Origin of the sequence: Streptomyces racemochromogenes (assembly GCF_039535215.1) — a bacterium.
Classification (GTDB): Bacteria; Actinomycetota; Actinomycetes; order Streptomycetales; family Streptomycetaceae; genus Streptomyces; species Streptomyces racemochromogenes.
Map to the genome: position 1 here is coordinate 4,555,802 of NZ_BAAAWT010000001.1, position 19,906 is coordinate 4,575,707.

The following is a 19,906-nucleotide window of genomic DNA, read 5'->3' on the forward strand; positions in this document are numbered from 1 at the left end:
GGCGGGGATGGAACTCACCCGGCTGGTGGTGCTGGAACTGGCGCCGGGGGAGGAGTACGCGCACACGTGCGGGGACGCGGAGTGGATCGTCCTCCCCCTGTCGGGCGCCTGCGACGTCCGCTACGCGGCCAACTCCGCCGGGAGCATCCCGCTGCGGGGGCGGGCGTCGGTGTTCGACGGGCCGACCGACTTCGCGTACCTGCCGCGGGACGCCCGCGCCGGCATCGCCTCCGCCGCGGGCGGCCGGTTCGCGCTCGTCGGGGCGCGGTGCGAGCGGCGGCTGGCCGCGCGGTACGGCCCCGCCGCCGCCGTGCCCGTCGAGCTGCGCGGCGCCGGCCAGTGCTCGCGGCAGGTGCACAACTTCGCCGCCGCCGACGCCTTCGACTGCGACCGGCTCATCGCCGTCGAGGTGCTCACCCCCGGCGGGAACTGGTCCTCGTACCCGCCCCACAAGCACGACGAGCACCACCCGGGCGAGGAGTCCCGCCTGGAGGAGATCTACTTCTACGAGATCGCCCCGCACGGCGGCACCCCCGGCGTCGGCTACCAGCGCGTGACGCCCTCGCCCGCGGGCAAGACCGACGTCCTCGCCGAGGTGCGGTCGGGTGACGTCGTCCTGATCCCCGACGGCTGGCACGGCCCGTCGATCGCCGCGCCCGGGCACGACATGTACTACCTGAACGTGATGGCCGGCCCGGACGCGGAGCGCGAGTGGCTGATCCGGGACCACCCCGACCACGCCTGGATCCGCGACACCTGGCCCGCCCGGGCCGTCGACCCCCGCCTCCCCTTCCCCCGGACCCCGGACCCCGGCACGGGACCCCGTGCGCAACCCACCGCCCCCCGACCCGAGGAGACCCCGTGACGGCCCGGCGCAGCGTCCGGCTCACCACCGCGCAGGCCCTCGTGCGCTTCCTGTCCGTGCAGTACGCCGAGCGCGACGGGCGCCGGCACCGGCTGATCGCCGCCACCTGGGGGATCTTCGGGCACGGGAACGTCGCCGGGATCGGGCAGGCGCTGCTGGAGAGCGGGCCGCAGGCCATGCCCTTCCTCCAGGGACGCAACGAGCAGGCCATGGTGCACGCCGCCGTCGGGTACGCCCGGCAGCGCGGGCGGCTCTCCGCGCACGCCGTGACCACCTCCATCGGGCCCGGCGCCACCAACCTCGTCACCGGCGCCGCCCTCGCCACGATCAACCGGATCCCGGTGCTCCTGCTGCCCGGGGACACCTTCGCGACCCGGCCCGCCGACCCGGTGCTCCAGCAGCTGGAGGTGCCCTGGGCCGGTGACGTCTCCGTCAACGACACCCTGCGGCCGGTGTCCCGCCACTTCGACCGGATCACCCGCCCCGAGGCCCTGGTCCCGGCCGCGCTCCAGGCGATGCGGGTGCTCACCGACCCCGTGCAGACCGGCGCCGTCACCCTCGCGCTCCCGCAGGACGTGCAGGCCGAGGCGTACGACTGGCCCGAGGAGTTCTTCGCCGAGCGGGTGTGGCGGGTGCGCCGCCCCCGGCCCGACACCGACGAGCTGCGGGCCGCCGCCGAGGCCGTACGGGCGGCCCGCCGGCCCCTCCTCGTCGTCGGCGGCGGCATCCGCCACAGCGGCGCCGAGGACGCCCTGCGGGCCTTCGCCGACGCCACCGGCATCCCCGTCGCCGCCACCCAGGCCGGCAAGGGCGCACTGCGCCACGACCACCCCGCCGAGGTCGGCGCCGTCGGCCACACCGGCACCGCCACCGCCGACGACCTGGCCCGCGCCACCGACCTGGTCATCGCCGCCGGGACCCGGCTGACCGACTTCACCACCGCCTCCTCGACCCTGTTCCAGGACCCCGGCGTCCGCTTCCTCGGCCTCAACCTCGACCCGTACGACGCCCACAAGCAGGCCGCGCTGCCGCTGGTCGCCGACGCCCGCGAGGGCCTGGACGCGCTGCGCGCGGAGCTGGCGGGCCACCGCGTGGACCCGGCGTACGAGCGGACGTACCGCAAGGCCAAGCTCTTCTGGGAGGCCCTGGTGGACCAGGCCTTCCACGCCCCCGACGGGGACGCCGTCCCCACCCAGGCCCAGGTGCTCGGCCTCCTCGACGCCCTCGTCGACGACACCGACGTGATCGTCAACGCGGCCGGCTCGCTCCCCGGCGACCTGCACCGGCTCTGGCGGGCCCGCTCCGCGTACCAGTACCACGTGGAGTACGGCTACTCCTGCATGGGCTACGAGATCCCCGGCGCCCTCGGCGTGGCCCTCGCCGCCCCGGACCGCCCGGTGTGGGCGCTCGTCGGCGACGGCTCGTACCTGATGAACCCCACCGAGATCGTCACCGCCGTCCAGGAGGGGATCCCCGTCAAGGTGGTCATCCTCGACAACCACGGCTACGCCTCCATCGGAGGGCTCTCCGGGGCGGTCGGCGGCGAGGGCTTCGGCACGGCCTACCGCTTCCGGGCACCCGGCGGCGCGTACACCGGGGACCCGCTTCCGGTCGACCTCGCGGCCAACGCCGCCTCCCTCGGGATGGCCGTGATCCACACCCGCACCATCGGTGACCTGCGAAAAGCCCTGGCCGAAGCCCGCCTGTCGGACCGGCCCACATGTGTCTACGCACAGACCCGAACACCCGACACTGTGTCGGGCCCGCCCCCGGCACAGGCGTGGTGGGATGTTCCTGTGGCCGAGACCGCGACCCGTGCGTCGGCGGCCCTGGCCCGTGAAGAGTACGACCGGCAAGCCGCGCAGCGACGTCGCCATCTGTGAAGGAGCAGCACAATGAAGACCGTCAACCACTGGATCGGTGGCAAGACCGTCGAGGGCGCGTCGGGCAACTACGGCCCGGTCACCGACCCGGCCACCGGCGAGGTCACCACGCAGGTCGCCCTGGCCTCCGCCGAGGAGGTCGACGCGGCCGTCAAGGTCGCCCAGGAAGCCTTCCTCACCTGGGGTCAGTCCTCGCTGGCCGCCCGCACCAAGGTGCTCTTCGCCTACCGCGCCCTGCTGGACGCCCACCGCGACGCCATCGCCGAGCTGATCGTCGCCGAGCACGGCAAGGTGCACTCCGACGCGCTGGGCGAGGTCGCGCGCGGCCTGGAGATCGTCGAGCTGGCCTGCGGGATCACCACCCAGCTCAAGGGCGAGCTGTCGACCTCCGTCTCCAACCGCGTCGACGTCTCCGCCATCCGCCAGCCGCTCGGCGTGGTCGCGGGCATCACCCCGTTCAACTTCCCCGCGATGGTCCCGATGTGGATGTTCCCGCTGGCCATCGCCTGCGGCAACACCTTCATCCTCAAGCCGAGCGAGAAGGACCCGTCGGCCTCCGTCAAGCTGGCCGAGCTGATGACCGAGGCCGGCCTGCCGGCGGGCGTCCTCAACGTCGTCCACGGTGACAAGGCCGCCGTCGACGCCCTCCTCGCCCACCCCGGCATCTCCGCCGTCTCCTTCGTCGGCTCCACCCCGATCGCCCGCCACATCCACACCACCGCCTCCGCCAACGGCAAGCGCGTCCAGGCACTGGGCGGCGCCAAGAACCACATGCTGGTGCTCCCGGACGCCGACCTGGACGCCGCCGCCGACGCGGCCGTGTCCGCCGCGTACGGTTCGGCCGGCGAGCGCTGCATGGCCATCTCGGCGGTCGTCGCCGTCGGCGCCATCGCCGACGAGCTGGTCGAGAAGATCCGCGAGCGCGCCGAGAAGATCAAGATCGGCCCCGGCAACGACGCGACCTCCGAGATGGGCCCGCTGATCACCGCCGCCCACCGCGACAAGGTCGCCTCGTACGTCAAGGGCGCGGCCGCCCAGGGCGCCGACGTGGTCCTGGACGGCACCGGCTACACGGTCGACGGGTACGAGAACGGCCACTGGATCGGACTGTCCCTGCTCGACCACGTGAAGACCGACTCCGACGCCTACCGCGACGAGATCTTCGGCCCGGTCCTGTGCGTGCTGCGCACCGAGACCTACGAGGAGGGCGTGGCCCTCATCAACGCCTCGCCGTTCGGCAACGGAACCGCGATCTTCACCCGCGACGGCGGCGCCGCCCGCCGCTTCCAGCTGGAGATCCAGGCCGGCATGGTCGGCGTCAACGTCCCGATCCCGGTGCCGGTGGGCTACCACTCCTTCGGCGGCTGGAAGGACTCGCTCTTCGGCGACCACCACATCTACGGCAACGACGGCATCCACTTCTACACGCGCGGCAAGGTCGTCACCACCCGCTGGCCCGACCCGGCCGACGCCCCCGCCGGCGTCGACCTGGGCTTCCCCCGCAACCACTGAGCCCGGGCCGTCCCCCGGGCCGCGACCGCCCGGGCCCGGCGCCCCGCCGCACCAGCAGCCCCCGGCCAACCCTCACCGGCCGGGGGCTGCGCCGTCCCCTCAGCCCCGGAGCAGCGGCCAGACGTCCGCCGCCGCCGTCCGCGACCAGACCGCGTCGCCGTGCCCGTAGCCCGGGACCACGGCGAAGCGGACCCGGTCGTTGCCCGCCGCCCGGATCAGCTCCGCGCCGCGCGGCTCGTCGCCCCGGCCCAGCTCGGTGTTGACCCACACCACCTCGCAGCGGATCCGCTCCCACGCGATCCCGTACGCCTTGCCGTCGCCCGCCCACACCGCCGCGAGGTCCCGCATCAGCGCGGTCGGGACCAGCCCGCTGCCCAGGGCCGCCGTCGCCGCGTGCCAGGCGGCCAGCGGGGTGTGGGCCGGCGCGAAGCGGTCCTCGGCGGGGGAGGCGCCGAAGACGTACTCGCCCGCGGCGTGGCCCTGGCGGTAGATCCAGTTCGCCGGACCGGGCAGGGCCGCGGTGCGCAGCAGCGCGAAGTGGGCCAGGCCCGCGTGCGTGAAGCGCCGGGCCGGGTCCGGCGGCCAGGGCGCCTGCGACGCGCCCGCCGGGTCCGCGACCGCCCGGGCGACCAGCGCCGCCAGGCCCGGGTCGGCCGCGTGGACACCCCGCGCGAGCTGCTCCTCGTACGCCTCCCGGGTCTCGGCGGCCCGCTCGGCCAGGGCCCCCGCGTACGGGCCGGTCGTGTCCAGGGCCAGCACCCGCAGCAGCCGCTCCGAGGAGTCGTGGGAGGCCGCGTCCAGGGCCAGGGCGGCGCCGGCCGAGTGGCCCGCGTACGCGTACGGCAGGCCCAGTACGGAGTCCAGCGCGGCCACCACGGCCGCCAGGTCCCGGCGGTGCGCGGCCAGTCCGAAGTCCGCGGTGACCTCCTCGGGGCGGGCGGCGTCCTCGCGCGGGGTCACCCCGACCACCAGCAGGCCCTGGCGGCGCAGGTGGTGGGCCAGGTTGTCGCGGGCCGGGGTGAAGAAGTCCGCCGCGAAGTTCAGGCCACCGCCGGGCAGCAGGTACGCGATCCCGTGCGGGGCCCGCAGGGTGTCGGCGACCACGTCCACGGTGACGGGCGCCGGGCCGCCGTCGTCGAGCGGGAGGGTGAGCCGTATCCAGCCGTCCCCGGGCAGGTAGGCGGCGGTCCCGGTGCCCAGCGCCCGCTCGATGCGGGTCAGCAGGCCCACGCCCCTGACCGGCCGGGCGACGGGCGCGGCGGACCCGGTCTCGCTGTGCTCTCGTTCCATCCGTCGTGCCTCCCCGTCACGGGTGATGGCCGGATGCCGTCACCCCGGGGACACCCTCGCCGGTCAGCGGGCCCGCGCCAAGTCCGGTTCGCTCAGCGCTTCTTCCGTGGTGGCGCGGCGCCGCCGGCGCAGCACCAGGAGGGTGGTGCCGGCCCCCGCCAGGACCAGGAGCACGCCCGCGGCGGGCCACGGGACGGCGACGAAGTCCGTACCGGCTTCCGGGGCGAGGTCCGGGTGAGCGGCCGCACCCGCGCGGACCTTGACGGACACCCAGTCCAACTGCGGGGCGTCCGGCCACGGTTCGGTCAGCTCGACGCGCTGTCCGGGCAGCAGCACGAGCTTCGGGTCCCGGGCGGGCCGGTTCAGCACCCGGCGCCCGAACAGCCCCTCGGCGGACACCGCCACCCTCGGCTCGACGACCACGTTGCCCCGGTTGACCAGCGTGTACGTGACGGTGGCCCGGGCGTCCTTGACCCACGGCAGCAGCGGGGCGCCCCGGGTGACCCGTACGTCCTCCACGGTCAGTCCGGGCGTCAGCGGGCCGGGCACCCGGAAGTACATCCGGGCGCCCACCTGGCGCTGCACCCCGACCTGCACCTTGCCCTCCTTGCGCACCCCCTCGACCTGGGTGTTCAGCGCGACGATCCCGCCGACGTGGTCGCCCGGCACGGCGTCCTGGGGGACCTTGACGGTGAAGGGGACGTCCTTGCGGCCCCGGGGCGGGACGGTGACGGTGGCCTCCGCCCCGGGCGCCAGCGCCACCCAGGCGCCGACGTCCTTCGGCCTGGTCTGCACGGGCAGCAGGGCGAAGGCACCGCCCGACGGGGTGTTCATCGCGTCGGTGGCGAAGACCCGGAAGGTCAGCTCCCTGTCGGAGGAGTTCACGATCGTCGCGCTGTCGCTGACGGTGGTCCCGGCGGCGCCCTGGTGGAAGAAGTACGCCCGGTCGGTCACCGACGCGCCGGCCGGCGGAGTCGGGAAGACCCCCCACGTGCCGTTGTCCGCGGCCCTCGCGGGGGCGGCGGGGAGCAGTAGTGCCGGCAGCACCAGCGTGCCGGACAGGGCCGGGAGGAGGGAGCGGACAGCGGTGCGGAGGCGCATGGGCGTCGGTCTCCAGGTCGCGGCGGGTGGAACGCGGAGGGGGTGGTGCGGCGCAACGGCGCCGCACCACCCGGGTCGGGTCGTCCGTCAGGCGATCAGGCGATCAGGCGATGGAGAAGGTCACGACCGACTGGTAGGTGTCGGCGAACATGAACGGCGGCAGCTGGATCATCGCCGCGCCGCCCACGGCGAACTCGCCGCCGGTCAGCTCCTCACCGCCGGCCGCCTGGGAGGCGACCTTCATCGGCGTGCCCGAGATGGCGCCCGGCGCGCCGGCCGTGCAGGTGCTCGGGCTGTCCGGGTTGGTCACGGTGCAGGACGGCTGGATGCCGAGCTGCGCCTTGGCCATCGAGTGGCCCGTCGCCTGGTTCAGGAACGGCGTACGGGTCGCCGTCACGTCCCAGCCGAGGCTGCCCCCGCGGAAGTCCTGGACGGTCGCGGCGTTGAACGCGCCGAACACCGACTGGGCCTTGCCGTTGATGGTGACCGCTCCGAAGCTGACGGCCGGCTGGCCGTCCTTCGGGCCCAGGGCCAGCGGCCCGGGCAGCACCTCGATGTCCACCGGGTTCCGCACGCCCGCCTGCTCCTCGATGAACACGAAGGGCTTCCCGGGGGCGACCGAGCCGTCGATCTTGATCGTGTCGGCCTTCTTGGTGATCGTGATGTTGCAGGTGGCGGCACCGGACGCGTCCGCCGTGCCGGTACCGGCGTCACCGGTCGCCGCGCCCGCGAGCTGGGCGGAACAGGTGACCGGGCCGGCCGGGAAGTTGGCGCCGGTCGCGGTGACGGCGGTGCCGGCCTTGCCGCTGTTCGGCGTCAGCTTGGTGGTGACCGGGTCCTTCGGCAGGGCCTCGACGGCGATCGAGGCGACCGGGGCGCTGGGGCGCGGGTCCGGCGTACAGGTCGTCGTGTAGACCGTCCCGCCGAGGTCGGCGTCCGTGACCACCTGGTCGATCGTGATCTGGACCGTCGTGCCCTCGGTGCCGTCCGGGATCTTGACCGTGCCGCTGAACGCGGGCGGGTCGGCCTTCTTGCCGGCTTCCTGGTGGCTGTTCACGGCAGGACTGGTGACCGTCTGCGCGACCCCGCCGACGAGCAGCTTCGCCTTGATGGTGTTGACCGTGTCGATGGTGAACATCGGGACGACCGGCGTCTCGCCGGGGTCGATGGTGATGGGCACGGTCTCGCCCGCCTTGGCGGTGTCCGGCACCGTGACGGTGTAGTCCTGGCTGCCGTTGGCGCCCGGCTGGGGCGCGGGGGCGACGCACTTCACCGGCACGGGGGTGGTCTTGGTCGCGGCCTGCGCCGGCCCCGTCAGGGCCACGACGCCGCCCGTCAGGGCCAGGGACAGGGCGCCCGCCCCGGCCAGCACTCTTCGTCTGAGGGTTCTCGTACTCACAGGGTCGCGACTCCTTCGTCATGACGAACCCCTCCCCCCACCCGCTGTGTGGGGAAGGCCGAGCCGGTGCGGATGGCCGTCATTGACGCGTCGCGGTGTCGAGAAGTCAATGGCTTGCTTTCGCCCGAAGCGCACAGACATTGATGTCCCATCAGACCCGGTCTGGTGGGACATCGGATACCGACTGGTCGGTGGCTGCCGTGTCGTCGGGCTACGGTGCGGCGGGGACGTGCAGGAGCAGGTTCGGGGTTCCGGCGGGCAGGTTCGTGATCCGGTCCGGGACGGCGTCGAGGACGAGCAGCCGGCCCACCTCGGCGGGGGTTCCGGCCCGGCCGTCCGCCAGGAGCAGCGCGGCGGCGCCCGCGACGTGCGGGGCGGCCATGGAGGTGCCCGAGGCCCGGGCGAGGGCGGTCGGGGAGCCCTTCCAGGCCGAGACGACGGACTGCCCCGGTGCCGAGATGTCCACGCAGCGGCCGTGGTTGGAGAAGCGCGGACGCCGGTCGGCGTCGTCGGTCGCGCCGACCGTCAGGGCCTGCGGGACGGCGGCCGGGGAGCCGGCGCAGGCGTCCCGGGCCTCGTTGCCGGCGGCGACGGTGAAGGTGATCCCGTAGGCCACCGCGCGGATCACCGCCGCGTCCATGGAGTGGCTCCGGGTGCCGCCCATGCTCATGTTGGCGACGGCGGGACCCCGGGCCGGGTTCCTGAGGTGGTCCTTCACCATCCAGTCGAGGCCGCGCAGGATCACCGAGAGGCTCCCGTCGCCCCGGCAGTCGGCCACCTTCACACCGACCAGGGAGACCCCCTTGGCGACCCCGTACGTCGCCCCGCCGATGGTGGCCGCGACGTGCGTGCCGTGGCCGTTGCAGTCCTGGGCGCCGCCCTGGAACAGGCCGTTGTAGCCGTTGTAGCCGTTGCGGGCGCGGCCGCCGAACTCCTGGTGGAGGGTGTTGATCCCGGTGTCGACCACGTAGACGGTGACGCCCTGGCCCTTGTTGCCGGAGTACGTGTACGAACCGTCGAGCGGCAGCTCGCGCTGGTCGATCCGGTCGAGCGCCCAGGGGGCGGGCCGCTGGGTCAGGGCGGCGGGGGCGGGCGCGGGCGCGGGCGTGAGGACGGGCGCGGGGACGGGGACGGGGACGGCCGGGACGGCCGGGACCGGGACGGGGTCGGGAGCAGGTGTGAGGACCGGCGCCGGGGCGGGGGCCGGGACCGGGACCGGGGCCGGGGCCGGGGCCGGCACGGGGACGGGTGCGGGCGTGAGGACCGGCGCGGGGGTGGGGGCCGGGACCGGGACCGGGACGGCCGGGGGCTGCGGGAAGCCGGCCGGGGGCTCCGGGGCGGGGGCCGAGCCGGAGATCCGGAACGGCGCGTCCGGCTCCACGGAGGCGACCCGGGGATCGGCGGCGAGGGCGGCGGCGCGAGCCGCGGTGGTGCGCACCGCGAAGCCGTTGAGGGCGGCGTCGTAGACCGCTCCGACCGCGTCCCCCCGCCCGCGCCGCCTCGGCGGCCAGGGCCCGGGTCGGGGCGCGGGAGGTGGTGTCCTTCAGCATCACGACGTAGGAGGCGGGGGCGTCTTCGGCGGCCGGGGCGGCGGCGGAGGCGGGGTGCGGCGGTGGCAGGACGGCGGCCGCCGCCAGCAGGACGGCGGCCGGGAGCAGGGAGGTCATGGCGGTCATGCGGCCGATGCTCGGCCAGCGCGACCGCCCCCGCGCGGAGGGTGCGCCGACTGGCCCCACGACACGCCGCCGGAGGGGGTGCGCCCGGACCGTCCCCGAACCGGGTCTCCCGGCACATGGTGCGCCCGCGTCGCCGACCGGCCCCCGACACGCCGGCGCAGGGGTGCGGGCGGACGGGCCGGCCCTGGACCGGGTTTCCGGCACGTGGCGGGCCGCGCACCTCCAGGCGTCGCGGTCTGGCCCCCTAATCGCCGCCGCAGGGTGCGGACGGACCGGGCCGGACCCGGACCGGGTCTGCCGGCCGGTGGTGCGCCGAGCACCTTCAGGCGTCGCCGACCGGCCCCCGACACGCCGCCGCAGGGTGCGGACGGACCGGGCCGGACCCGGACCGGGTCCGCACCGGCGTCGTCCCCGGCCGTCGGGGCCCGGCTTCCCCGGGGGCGCCGCGCGCCTTCAGGCGTCGCGCAGGGGCCAGCCGCGCATCGAGAAGAGGCCCTCGTCCTCGGCGCCCGCCGACGCGTACGTGGCCAGCGCCGCCTCGTTGTCCGTGTCGACCCCCACCCACATGCCGTAGCAGCCGCGGGCCTTGGCCTCGTCGGCGAGGGCCAGCGTCAGGGCCCGGCCGATGCCGCGCCGCCGGTACCCCTCGCCCACGGACAGCTCGTACAGGCACATCTCGGTGCCCTTGTCGGGGTGGGTCATCTCGACGCCGGAGACCATGCCGGCGGGCACCCCGTCGACGTAGGCGATGAGCATCAGGTGGCCGGACCGGGCGAGGAAGAGCTCGGACCACTCGGTCCGGGCGGGCCCGTCGAAGAGCCCCTCCGCGGCTGCGAGTTCGGCGGCGCTGCGGGCGCGGCGGATGTCCATGACGGCCAGGGTAGGGCGGCGGGGACGTCTGAGCATGCGGATATGACGCAGGACGCGGTCGGCGCCGGAGGCGGTGCGGCGGGCGCTGGAACCGGCCCACGCGGCGCCGGCCGCCGGAGGTCAGGCGGCGGCGCGGGTCGCGACCGCGGCGGCGTAGGAGGCCGGGGCGGGGAGGTCGCGCAGGGTCCAGCCGGGGACCGGGGCGGGGTCGGGGCCGGAACCCACGTACGGCTCGGCCAGGCCGAAGGCGACCCCCGCGCCGGTGCCCTTCAGACAGGCCTCCTTACGGGCCCACACCCGGGCCAGCGCCACCCGCTGCTCCGCCTCCGGGAGCGCGGTGATCTCACCCGCCTCCGCCGGATGCAGGCTGCTCAGGACGTCCGCCACCGCGCTCGCCCGCGGTATCCCCTCCACGTCGACGCCCACCGGCACCCCCGAGAAGGCGAAGTACGCGACGTCGTCGCTGTGGGACAGCGAGAAGTGCACCGCGCCGCCGGCCACGGCGGGACGGCCGTGCGGCCCCCCGCACCCCGGACAGTCCTCGCGGACCAGGGCGACCTCCTCCGGCGGCAGCCCCAGGTACCCGCCGAGCAGCACGCGCAGCCCCAGGTGGGAGGCGAGGTAGCTGCGCCGGTCGGCCGGCCGCAGCAGCCGTTCGGCGCGCTCCCGTTCGGCCGCGTCCAGCAGCGCCCGCGCCCCGCCGGCCTCGTGACCGCCGATCGCCTCGCGCGTGGTGTCCAGCGACCACACCGCCACACCCGCCCCGGCCGGGGGCGGTCCGGTCAGGGGCACGGCGCCGTCGAGCTGGTTCACGTACAAGGTCATCCGACGAGGGTAGAGGAGGCCGCTGGAGCCCTGGTTACCCTCGTGCCGGACTTGTCGATCATCACTTCGCGCATCACTTCAGGGGGAACTCGCCGTGCACAGTGCCATCGTGACGCCGGAAGGCGACCGGATCCGCTGGGTCGAACTGCCGGGAGCGGACGCGCCCCGCGTCTACCTGCACGGGCTCGGCTCGACCTCTCCCGCCTACTTCGCCGCGAGCGCCGTGCACCCGCTGCTGGCCGGGCGGCGCTCGCTGCTGCTCGACATGCTGGGGCACGGGCACAGCGACCGTCCCGAGACGTTCTCGTACACCCTGGAGGCCCACGCCGACGCCGTGGCGCGGGCCATGACCGCGGCCGGTGCCGAAGGCGCCGAGGTGATCGCCCACAGCATGGGCGGAGCGGTGGCCATCGTGCTGGCCGCCCGTCACCCCCGGCTGGTCTCCCGCCTCGTCCTGGTGGACGCCAACCTGGACCCGCAGCCGCCCGTCCCGGGCACGGCCGGCAGCAGCGGCCTCGCCTCCTACACGGAGGAGGAGTTCCTGGCCGGAGGCTGGGCGGAGGTCCGCGACCGGGTCGGCGCGCACTGGTGGTCGACCATGCGGCTGGCCGGCCGCACCGCCCTGTACCGCAGCGCCGTGAACCTGGCCGCGGGCACCACGCCCACCATGCGGGAGCTCCTGCTGGAGCTGGAGATCCCGCGCGGCTTCCTCCTCCCGGAGCAGGACGGGCCGCTCGCCGGCGCCGAAGCCCTGGAGGCCGCCGGAGTCACCGTGGTGGCCGTACCGGACTGCGGGCACAACATCATGCTCGACAACCCGGAGGGCTTCGCCCGGGCCACGGCCGCGGTCCTCGACCGCGAGGCCGTCTGAGCGGCTTCCCCTACCTGGCGGGGGTGCCGCCGGACACCGCGGCGGGCGCGACGGCCGGGCCGCCGTTCGGGGCACCGCCGTTCAGGCCGCCGCCCTCCGGTATTCGGGCTCCGGGCGAGGGCGTGCCGTCGGTCCAGGCGTAGACCTGCCGGCCGCGCACCGACACCTGGTACTGGTAGCGGTCCCGGCACTCGGGCCGCTCCTCGCGCCGCGTGTCGCCGGGCCACCAGCGGGCGCCCAGGCGGGGGCCGCCCGCCTTCTTCGGCGTTCCGGCCGCGCACTGCGGGCCGTCGAGCGGGGTCTTGCCGAGGGTGAACCGGATCAGCCGGGCCCCGCCGTCGCCGCGCGCGCGTATCCGTATGTCGGTGGCGTCCCCCGGTATCCAGCTGGGCAGGACGAACGCCCGGTCGCCCTTCTTCGGGGCGTCGGCGGCACTGGCGTACCGCGTGCCCTTCTCCCGCAGGACCTGCTTCTGCAGGGCGTCCGTGACCGGGTTGGGCGGCAGGTTGGGCAGCGCGAAGGCGGCCAGGGCGAGGACTCCCGCGACGGCGGCGGCGATGACGAGCGGACGGCGGTTCATACCCATAAGTGTTCGGGGTGGGAGTCACGCGCGCGTCCCTCCCCGGTATCAACCTCGAATCTGCCGGAGGTCGGAGGCGGGGTCATACCTGAGAGGGGTGCGGTCCAGGGGGAGGGGCCGACACGTAGGCGTCCGGGCCGCGTTATAGGGGCGGTAGGGGTCGGGGATATGGCGTGCTCCGAGGGTGAGTCCCGACGCCGCGCCGGGAGTTGGACCGGGCGGCCCCGTCGCCCGCCCGCCCGCCGCCCCCACTCGGAGGAATGCCATGCGTCGCCGTCTCGTACCCCTGCTCGCGTCCGTGTCCGCGGGCCTGCTGGCCCTCGCCACCCCGGCCTCGGCGGTCCCGGCGGACAAGCCGCAGGTGCTGAGCGGCTGGACGCAGACCAGCGCCTCCAGCCACAACGCCTGGGTGGCGGCGCGCGGCAGCCAGGGCAACTGGGCCTCGTACGCCTTCGACTGGTCGACGGACTACTGCTCCTCGTCCCCCGACAACCCCTTCGGCTTCCCCTTCCAGACGGCCTGCGCCCGCCACGACTTCGGCTACCGCAACTACAAGGCGGCCGGCACCTTCTCCGCCAACAAGTCCCGGCTGGACGACGCCTTCTACGCCGACCTCAAGCGGGTCTGCTCGCAGTACTCGGGCGTCAAGAAGGGTTCCTGCGACAGCACGGCCTGGACGTACTACCAGGCCGTGAAGGCCTTCGGTGTCTCCCCGCAGGACGCCCCGGCCGACGCGGCCCCCGCCGAACCCGCCCCCGCCCCCCAGGCCGGCTGAGCCAGAACCCGGACCAGGAACGGGACCCGGACCAGGGCCCGATCCGATCCGGACCGGACCCGATCCGGCGCCGCCCCGCACGCCGTCCCGCCCGAACAAACCCCCGTCGGGCGGGACGGTGCTCTTCCGGTTCCGGGCTTTCCGCTTTTGCGGGTGCAAGGATCCCGCAAGGGTCCGGTCGAGTGAATTTCCGCCAGTCGCGGACGCCGCGACGACCGCTCTTCGAGGCGGCCCGGGCGGCCCGGGAAACCCCCGGGGAGGTGGAAGGAAGTGCCCCCGGCAGGACTCGAACCTGCGGCCAAGCGCTTAGAAGGCGCCTGCTCTATCCACTGAGCTACGGGGGCCGGAAGGTGACCGTGGTGGCCTGGAGCCCCTTGGTGGGGGTGGGACTGCGGTCCGTGCCGGGTCAAGGATAGGGCTCCGGTTGCCTTGTCCCGGTTGCTTCACTCGCGTGCCACGTTGTGGAGGTTCGGTGAAGCGGTCCCGATAATCGCAGGCAGGTGCGATTCTCGCACCGCTTTTGCGCCGCGTCGGCCTGGGTGTTGTGCACTCGTTATGCCTGCGTCCCACTCGTCCGCCGTGTCCATGATGTCCCTCAGGAGTCGCGGTCGGCGCGCAGAGGGCGTATAAGCTTCAAAAATGGTCCCAAATTGGGCATTCTTCGCATTGTGGTGACCTTGGATGTTCGGCCTCAGCTGCTCGATGCCCTGTCCGCCCTGCGCGACCGGGTCGCGTCCGTGCGTCTGCCGCTGCCCCTGCCGGGCGCCCCACGCGCCCGCCAGACCAGAGCAGAGCTGCTCGCGCAGCTCGACGACTACCTCGTTCCCCGGCTGAAGGCGCCCGAGGCGCCGCTCCTCGCCGTCGTCGGCGGTTCCACCGGGGCCGGTAAGTCCACCCTCGTCAACTCCCTCGTCGGCCGCCAGGTCAGCGAAGCCGGAGTGCTCCGCCCCACCACCCGCACCCCGGTGCTCGTCTGCCACCCGGACGACCACCACTGGTTCGCCGGGATGCGGATCCTCCCCGACCTCATGCGCGTCTGGGCGCCCCAGCAGGACGAGGAGCTGGTGCCCTCCTCCAGGAAGAACCGCGTGCGGCCCCCCGGCCACCCCGGCGCCACCAGCGAGCTGCGGATCGAGACCGTGTCGACCCTCCCGCGCGGACTCGCCGTCCTCGACGCCCCCGACATCGACTCCCTCCTCGTCGAGAACCGCACCCTCGCCGCCGAGCTGATCTGCGCCGCCGACGTCTGGGTCATGGTCACCACCGCCTCGCGGTACGCCGACGCCATCCCCTGGCACCTGCTGCGCACCGCCAAGCAGTACAACGCCACCCTGATCACCGTCCTCGACCGCGTCCCGCACCAGGTGCTCGCCGAGGTCTCGCGCCAGTACGGGGCACTGCTCACCCGTGCCGGGCTGGGGGACGTACCGCGCTTCACCGTGCCCGAACTGCCCGAGTCGGCCGGCGGGGGCGGGCTGCTGCCGGCCAGCGCCGTCGCGCCGCTGCTGGCCTGGCTCACCCACCACGTCCACGACCCCGCCGCCCGGCAGTACGCGGTCGGCCGGACCGCCCTCGGCGCCCTCGACTCCCTCAAGCGCCGCATGCCGGAGCTGGCCTCCGCCGTGGCCGCGCAGCACGCCGCCGCCGTCCGGCTGACCACCGCCGTCGAGGACGCGTACCGGCAGGAGGGCAAGCGGGTCCGCAACCGCCTCGACAAGGGCGCCGTGCTCGCCGGCGACGCCCTCACCCGGTGGCGCGGCTACCCCCTCGACACCAGCGCCGACGAACTCCTCGACTCCCTCGCGGAATCCCTCGCGGCGCTCCTCCAGTGCGCCGTCGCCGCCGCCGACGAGCGGATCGCCGAGGTCTGGCGGCGCGAACCCGCCTCCGGCGCCGTGCCGCTGCCCGCGCCCGACCGGGAGGCGGCGGAACGCATCGGCGTGGCCGTACGCCGCTGGCGGCGCGTACTGGAGGAGCTCGCCGAGGAGGAGGTCGCCAAGCTCGGCAAGCAGCCCGCGCCCGACCCCGACGGCGTCGCCGCCCTCCTCGTCGCCGCCCTCCTCGGCGGCAAACGGGCCCGCCCGGCCGGGGAGAAGCTCGCCGAGCGGATCGGCGCACAGGCCGCCCTGCGCCTGCGCGACCGCGGCGGCGAACTCGTCGGGGACCACCTCGACGAGGTCCTGCGCGCCGAACGGGACCGCCGGCTGGCCCCCCTCCAGGCCCTCGAAGTCACCCCCGAACCACAGGCCGAGCTGATCGCCGCGCTGTCCGTACTGCAGAAGGAGAGGTGACGCGGTGACCGCCGTGACCGACCGCGACCGCGACCACGCCGGCGACCGGTGGGACGACGGGTTCATCGCACGCTCCCGCCACCGGGCCAACCGCAAGGGAGGCCCGCGCGGCAGCGGCGCGCGGGCCGGCGACGCCCTCATCGACGACGCGCTGCTCGACGCCGCCCTCCTCGCCGGCGGCCTCGACGAGCAGGCGGAAGACGGAGCGGAAGGCCGACGGAAGGCGGCGGGCGCCGAGGACGACGACGCGGACGGCGCCGACGAGGCGATCGTGCGGGCCGTCTCCGGCGCCGGCAGCGACGGCGGCAAGGCGCCCTCGCCCCCGCTCAGCCCCGAGGCCCAGGCCCTGCGGACGCGCCTCGACGCCCTGCGCCAGCTGGTCGGGCTGTCCCGCACCCGCCTCGACGGCAAGACCCTCGCCGAAGCCGGCCGGGTCCTCGACGAAGCCGCCGCACGCCGGGGCCTGTCCCCCCAGCACACCGTCGTCGCCATCGCCGGAGCCACCGGAAGCGGCAAGTCCACCCTCTTCAATTCACTCGCCGGAGTGCAGATCTCCGAAACCGGACTGCGCCGCCCCACCACCGCCGCCCCCATCGCCTGCAGCTGGTCCGACGGCGCCGCCGGCCTCCTCGACCGGCTGGAGATCCCCGGACGGCTGCGGCGCCGCCCCCGCGAGACCCCGGAGGCCGAGGCGCTGCGCGGCATGGTCCTCGTCGACCTGCCCGACCTCGACTCGGCGCTCGGCGCGCACCGGGAGCACGTCGACCGGGTGCTGGCGCTGGTCGACGCCGTGGTGTGGGTGGTGGACCCGGAGAAGTACGCGGACGCCGTCCTGCACGAGCGGTACCTGCGGCCGCTGGCCGGGCACGCCGAGGTCACCTTCGTCGTGCTGAACCAGGTCGACCGGCTCCCCGGCGACGCCGCCGACCTCGTACTCGACGACCTGCGGCGGTTGCTGGACGACGACGGGATCGCCCTCGGCGAGCACGGCGAGCCCGGCGCCACCGTCCTCGGACTGTCCGCCCTGACGGGTGAGGGCGTCGGGGAACTCCGCGAGCTCCTCGGACAGTTCACCCAGGAGAAGGGCGCCGCGACCCGGCGGATCTCCGCCGACGTCGACCAGGCCGCGCTGCGCCTGCGCCCGCTCTACGTCGCCGACGGCCACTGCGGACCCTCCGGGCCCGAGATCGGCGAGGCGGCGCGCGCCGAGTTCGAGGACCGGCTCGCGGAAGCCGTCGGGGCGTACGCGGCCGGCCTCGCCGCCGAGCGGGCCTGGCGGCGCAACGCCGGCAAGGCCTGCGGCACGCCCTGGCTGCGGCTGTGGCGCTGGTACGAGAGCCGGCGCGCCCCGCGCTCGCTCGCGTCCCTGGCCCTGATGTCGGCCAAGGGCCGCGGCTCCGGCGCGGTCGCGGCCCCGCCCCCCGAGGAGGAGGTGACCGCCCGTCAGCGCGTGGAGCAGGCCGTACGCACGGTCGCCGACGAAGCGGTCACCGGCCTGCCCGACCCCTGGGCGCAGGCCGTACGGGAGACCGCGGTGCGCGGCGCCGAGCGGCTGCCGGAGGCGCTGGACGAGCTGGCGGTGACCCTGGGCGCGGCCGTCGCCGTACCCGGCGCGAAGCCGCCGCGGCCCGCCTGGTGGCCGGTCGCGGTGCTGGCGCAGGCGGCCATGACACTGGTGCAGATCTTCGGCGGCCTGTGGCTGGTCGGGCAGATCGTCGGTGTCCTGGAGCCGAAACTGCTGCCGCCCGTGCTCTTTATGGTGGCGGGCATCGTCGGCGGGCCGCTGGTGGAGTGGGCCTGCTCGATCGCCGCCCGGGGCCCGGCGCGCAGGTACGGCCAGGACGCCGAACGGCGGCTCAGGCAGGCGGCGGCCGGCTGCGGCCGGGCCCGGGTGCTGGAACCGGTGGCGGCCGAGCTGCTGCGCTACCGCGAGGTGCGCGAACAGTACGCGGCGGTCGCCTCAGGGGGGACGAAGTTGTCCACAACCCGCCAGTAATCCACAGGCCGGAGCGGGATGCCGGGGCCCGGGGCCAGCATGGTCGTACCTCGTGCGGATGGTCCGCACGGGTACGGAGTGCGGGGGAGGGCGGCCGGGATGAACGACACCCTGGTGACGCTGGTGGGGCACGTGGCGACGCAGATCGACTTCAAGGAGACGGTGACCGGTCCGTCGGCGAGATTCCGTTTCGCCGTGACCCCGCGGTACTTCGACCGGCGCACGGAGACCTGGACGGACGCTCCCACCAGCTTCTACACGGTGTGGGCGCGCCGGGTGCTGGCGGTCAACCTGGCCAGTTCCGTCTCGGTCGGGGAACCGCTGGTGGTGCACGGGCGTCTGCGGGTCCGGGAGGACCCGCCCGACGGCGAGGGCGTCCGCTGGTTCTCGGCGGACATCGACGCGATCGCCGTCGGACACGACCTCACCCGCGGAACGGCGGCCTTCCGCAGGGTGGTCAGGACGGACACCCCACTGATGGGCCCTCAGAAGGCGGCGGTGGTCTGAGTGTTCGAGGCGGCTAGGATTCCCCGGTACTCACGGGCACCTTGGTCTTCGGCCCGAAGGGGAGAACTGTGTCGATTGCTGTTCCCGCATCCTCCGCATCCTCCGAGCCCCGCGCGGCGTCCACCGCGTCCGCGGGCGGGCCGGCCTCCGCGCCCACCGTCCCACCCGAGGCCGGACCCGTCCGGCCGGACGTTCCGCTTCCAGCCGGTGGCGGTCCCGGTGCCGCCACCGCCGCCGCGAGTGCGGTACGCGGCTCCGTGCGCCGGCCCCTGGCGGCGGCCCTGCTGGCCGCGGCCCTCACCGCCGCGCCCGGTGCCCGCGCCGCGGCGGACTCCGGCCCGGCCGCCGCCGGCCGGACCTCCGGGGGCGCGAGCGCCGTGCTCGACGGCCTCAAGACGTACGGGCAGGCGGTCCTGCGCGGCGGGGACGGCTCGGTCCGGCAGATCCCCGCCGGCCTGTACGAGATGCGGGTCGACGGCGGCGGCATGCTCCAGACGTACGGAGTCGGGATCGCGGGCTACGCGCAGCCCCAGGCCCGGTACACGGAGAGCGGCTGGGGCGGCAGCCCCCTCGCCCGGAACACCGACGCGGGCGGCCGGATCCGCTGGGTCCTGGAGCACTCCTACCCCCAGCACAACGACCTGGCCGGGCTGGCGAAGGCCGCCGGGGCCGGGACGCTGACCGCGGAGAGCGCGGCCGCCGGGACCCAGGTGGCGATCTGGCGGCTGGCCGACGGAGCGCAGGTGGAGGCGGCCGACCCGGCGGCGGAACTGCTCGCCGACTACCTCCAGCGGGAGGCCGGCCGGCTGCCGGAGCCGCCGGCGTCGCTGGACCTGGACCCCGGCCAGGTGTCCGGTCCGCTGACGGGAGCCGTCGGCACCCGGCTCGGCCCGGTCACCGTCCGGACGGGCGCGCAGAGCGTCACCGTCAGCCCTGACACGGCCGCCACCGCCATGGGGGTGCGGGTGGTCGACTCCGACGGGCGGCCGGTGACCTCCGCGGGCAACGGCAGCCGGCTCTACTTCGAGGTGCCCGCCGGCACCCCCGACGGGACGGCCTCGGTGACCGTGCACGGCTCCACCAAGGTGCCCGTAGGGCGCGTGTTCACCAGCGGGATCCCGGCCGAGACGCAGATCGTGGCCGGCTCCAGCGAGTCCGCGGCGGCCGCCACCGCCACCGCGGTCTGGCCGCAGCCGCCGGCCGTCGCGGCGGGCACGGCCGCAGCCGTGGGCCAGCTGGGCGGAACGTCCGAGGTGGCGGTGGCCGCCGAGTCCGCCTCGGCCGGTCCGGACTCCCCGGACGAGGAGCGGCTGGCGACCAGCGGCAGCTCCGCGGCCACCCCGGTCATCGCCTCCCTCGCGGTCGGGCTGGTGGTGCTGGGCGGCATGGTCGTGCTGCTGCTGCGCAAGCGGCCGTTCGAGGGGGAGGACGGCGAGGGCTGATTCCGGGCGGCGGCCCGGGGTAG

General features: G+C 75.2%; 17 protein-coding genes and 1 tRNA gene. 9 read left to right on the top strand and 9 right to left on the bottom strand.

All coding sequences use genetic code 11. The features are described from left to right. Positions 1 to 7 precede the first annotated feature (7 nt). The 3 genes from iolB to ABD973_RS21030 are packed head-to-tail and all read left to right on the top strand — an operon-like array spanning position 8 to position 4,260. Positions 8 to 865, top strand: coding sequence for a 5-deoxy-glucuronate isomerase (gene iolB / locus ABD973_RS21020; RefSeq protein WP_125823992.1), 858 nt, complete (start codon positions 8 to 10; stop codon positions 863 to 865). Beyond that, complete coding sequence (iolD, locus tag ABD973_RS21025) at positions 862 to 2,748, top strand: 3D-(3,5/4)-trihydroxycyclohexane-1,2-dione acylhydrolase (decyclizing) (RefSeq protein ID WP_345501465.1); 1,887 nt, start codon at positions 862 to 864, stop codon at positions 2,746 to 2,748. The genes iolB and iolD overlap by 4 nt, the downstream gene beginning before the upstream one ends. Before the next feature lie 12 nt (positions 2,749 to 2,760). Next, complete coding sequence (locus ABD973_RS21030) at positions 2,761 to 4,260, top strand: CoA-acylating methylmalonate-semialdehyde dehydrogenase (RefSeq protein WP_345501467.1); 1,500 nt, start codon at positions 2,761 to 2,763, stop codon at positions 4,258 to 4,260. Positions 4,261 to 4,359: 99 nt separating this feature from the next. Here ABD973_RS21030 and ABD973_RS21035 read toward each other — a convergent pair whose 3' ends face one another. From ABD973_RS21035 to ABD973_RS21060, 6 genes are all read right to left on the bottom strand, one after another. Further along, positions 4,360 to 5,550 (bottom strand): hypothetical protein, encoded by a 1,191-nt coding sequence (locus ABD973_RS21035; protein WP_125821168.1) that lies wholly within the window; start codon positions 5,548 to 5,550, stop codon positions 4,360 to 4,362. Between the two features lie 63 nt (positions 5,551 to 5,613). Beyond that, positions 5,614 to 6,651, bottom strand: a complete 1,038-nt coding sequence (locus ABD973_RS21040; RefSeq protein WP_345501469.1) for a WxL protein peptidoglycan domain-containing protein — start codon at positions 6,649 to 6,651, stop codon at positions 5,614 to 5,616. Between the two features lie 103 nt (positions 6,652 to 6,754). Further along, entirely contained in the window at positions 6,755 to 8,050 is a 1,296-nt protein-coding gene (locus ABD973_RS21045) for a hypothetical protein (protein ID WP_241253239.1), read from the bottom strand. Positions 8,051 to 8,261: 211 nt separating this feature from the next. After that, a complete protein-coding gene (locus tag ABD973_RS21050; protein WP_345501471.1) occupies positions 8,262 to 9,488 on the bottom strand; it encodes a S8 family peptidase in 1,227 nt (408 codons plus the stop codon). A gap of 691 nt (positions 9,489 to 10,179) precedes the next feature. Next, entirely contained in the window at positions 10,180 to 10,596 is a 417-nt protein-coding gene (locus ABD973_RS21055; RefSeq protein WP_125604776.1) for a GNAT family N-acetyltransferase, read from the bottom strand. 120 nt (positions 10,597 to 10,716) lie between these two features. After that, positions 10,717 to 11,421, bottom strand: a complete 705-nt coding sequence (locus ABD973_RS21060; RefSeq protein WP_345501473.1) for a 4'-phosphopantetheinyl transferase family protein — start codon at positions 11,419 to 11,421, stop codon at positions 10,717 to 10,719. Between the two features lie 94 nt (positions 11,422 to 11,515). Between ABD973_RS21060 and ABD973_RS21065 the strand changes: the two genes are divergently transcribed. After that, positions 11,516 to 12,292, top strand: coding sequence for an alpha/beta fold hydrolase (locus ABD973_RS21065; RefSeq protein ID WP_125821163.1), 777 nt, complete (start codon positions 11,516 to 11,518; stop codon positions 12,290 to 12,292). A gap of 10 nt (positions 12,293 to 12,302) precedes the next feature. On the opposite strand, the gene ABD973_RS21070 is transcribed toward ABD973_RS21065, so the two are convergent. Further along, a complete protein-coding gene (locus ABD973_RS21070) occupies positions 12,303 to 12,872 on the bottom strand; it encodes a hypothetical protein (RefSeq protein WP_345501476.1) in 570 nt (189 codons plus the stop codon). Between the two features lie 265 nt (positions 12,873 to 13,137). Between ABD973_RS21070 and ABD973_RS21075 the strand changes: the two genes are divergently transcribed. Continuing rightward, a complete protein-coding gene (locus ABD973_RS21075) occupies positions 13,138 to 13,647 on the top strand; it encodes a phospholipase (RefSeq protein ID WP_125821161.1) in 510 nt (169 codons plus the stop codon). A 271-nt stretch (positions 13,648 to 13,918) separates the two neighbouring features. Here ABD973_RS21075 and ABD973_RS21080 read toward each other — a convergent pair. Then, a tRNA-Arg gene (locus ABD973_RS21080) sits at positions 13,919 to 13,991 on the bottom strand. A 289-nt stretch (positions 13,992 to 14,280) separates the two neighbouring features. Next, on the bottom strand, positions 14,281 to 14,418 hold the full coding sequence (locus tag ABD973_RS34785) for a hypothetical protein (RefSeq protein ID WP_125598967.1): 138 nt from the start codon (positions 14,416 to 14,418) through the stop codon (positions 14,281 to 14,283). On the opposite strand from ABD973_RS34785, the gene ABD973_RS21085 reads away from it, so the two are divergent. From ABD973_RS21085 to ABD973_RS21100, 4 genes are all read left to right on the top strand, one after another. After that, positions 14,355 to 15,938 (top strand): dynamin family protein, encoded by a 1,584-nt coding sequence (locus ABD973_RS21085; protein WP_386381764.1) that lies wholly within the window; start codon positions 14,355 to 14,357, stop codon positions 15,936 to 15,938. The two genes, ABD973_RS34785 and ABD973_RS21085, sit on opposite strands and share 64 nt — an antisense overlap. A 4-nt stretch (positions 15,939 to 15,942) precedes the next feature. Further along, positions 15,943 to 17,934, top strand: a complete 1,992-nt coding sequence (locus ABD973_RS21090) for a YfjP family GTPase (protein WP_345501479.1) — start codon at positions 15,943 to 15,945, stop codon at positions 17,932 to 17,934. 99 nt (positions 17,935 to 18,033) lie between these two features. Next, positions 18,034 to 18,441 carry a single-stranded DNA-binding protein gene (locus ABD973_RS21095; protein ID WP_125598961.1) on the top strand — a complete coding sequence of 136 codons (408 nt, stop codon included), beginning with the start codon at positions 18,034 to 18,036 and terminating at the stop codon, positions 18,439 to 18,441. Positions 18,442 to 18,698: 257 nt separating this feature from the next. Beyond that, on the top strand, positions 18,699 to 19,883 hold the full coding sequence (locus ABD973_RS21100) for a TQXA domain-containing protein (RefSeq protein WP_164720890.1): 1,185 nt from the start codon (positions 18,699 to 18,701) through the stop codon (positions 19,881 to 19,883). Positions 19,884 to 19,906: the final 23 nt, after the last annotated feature.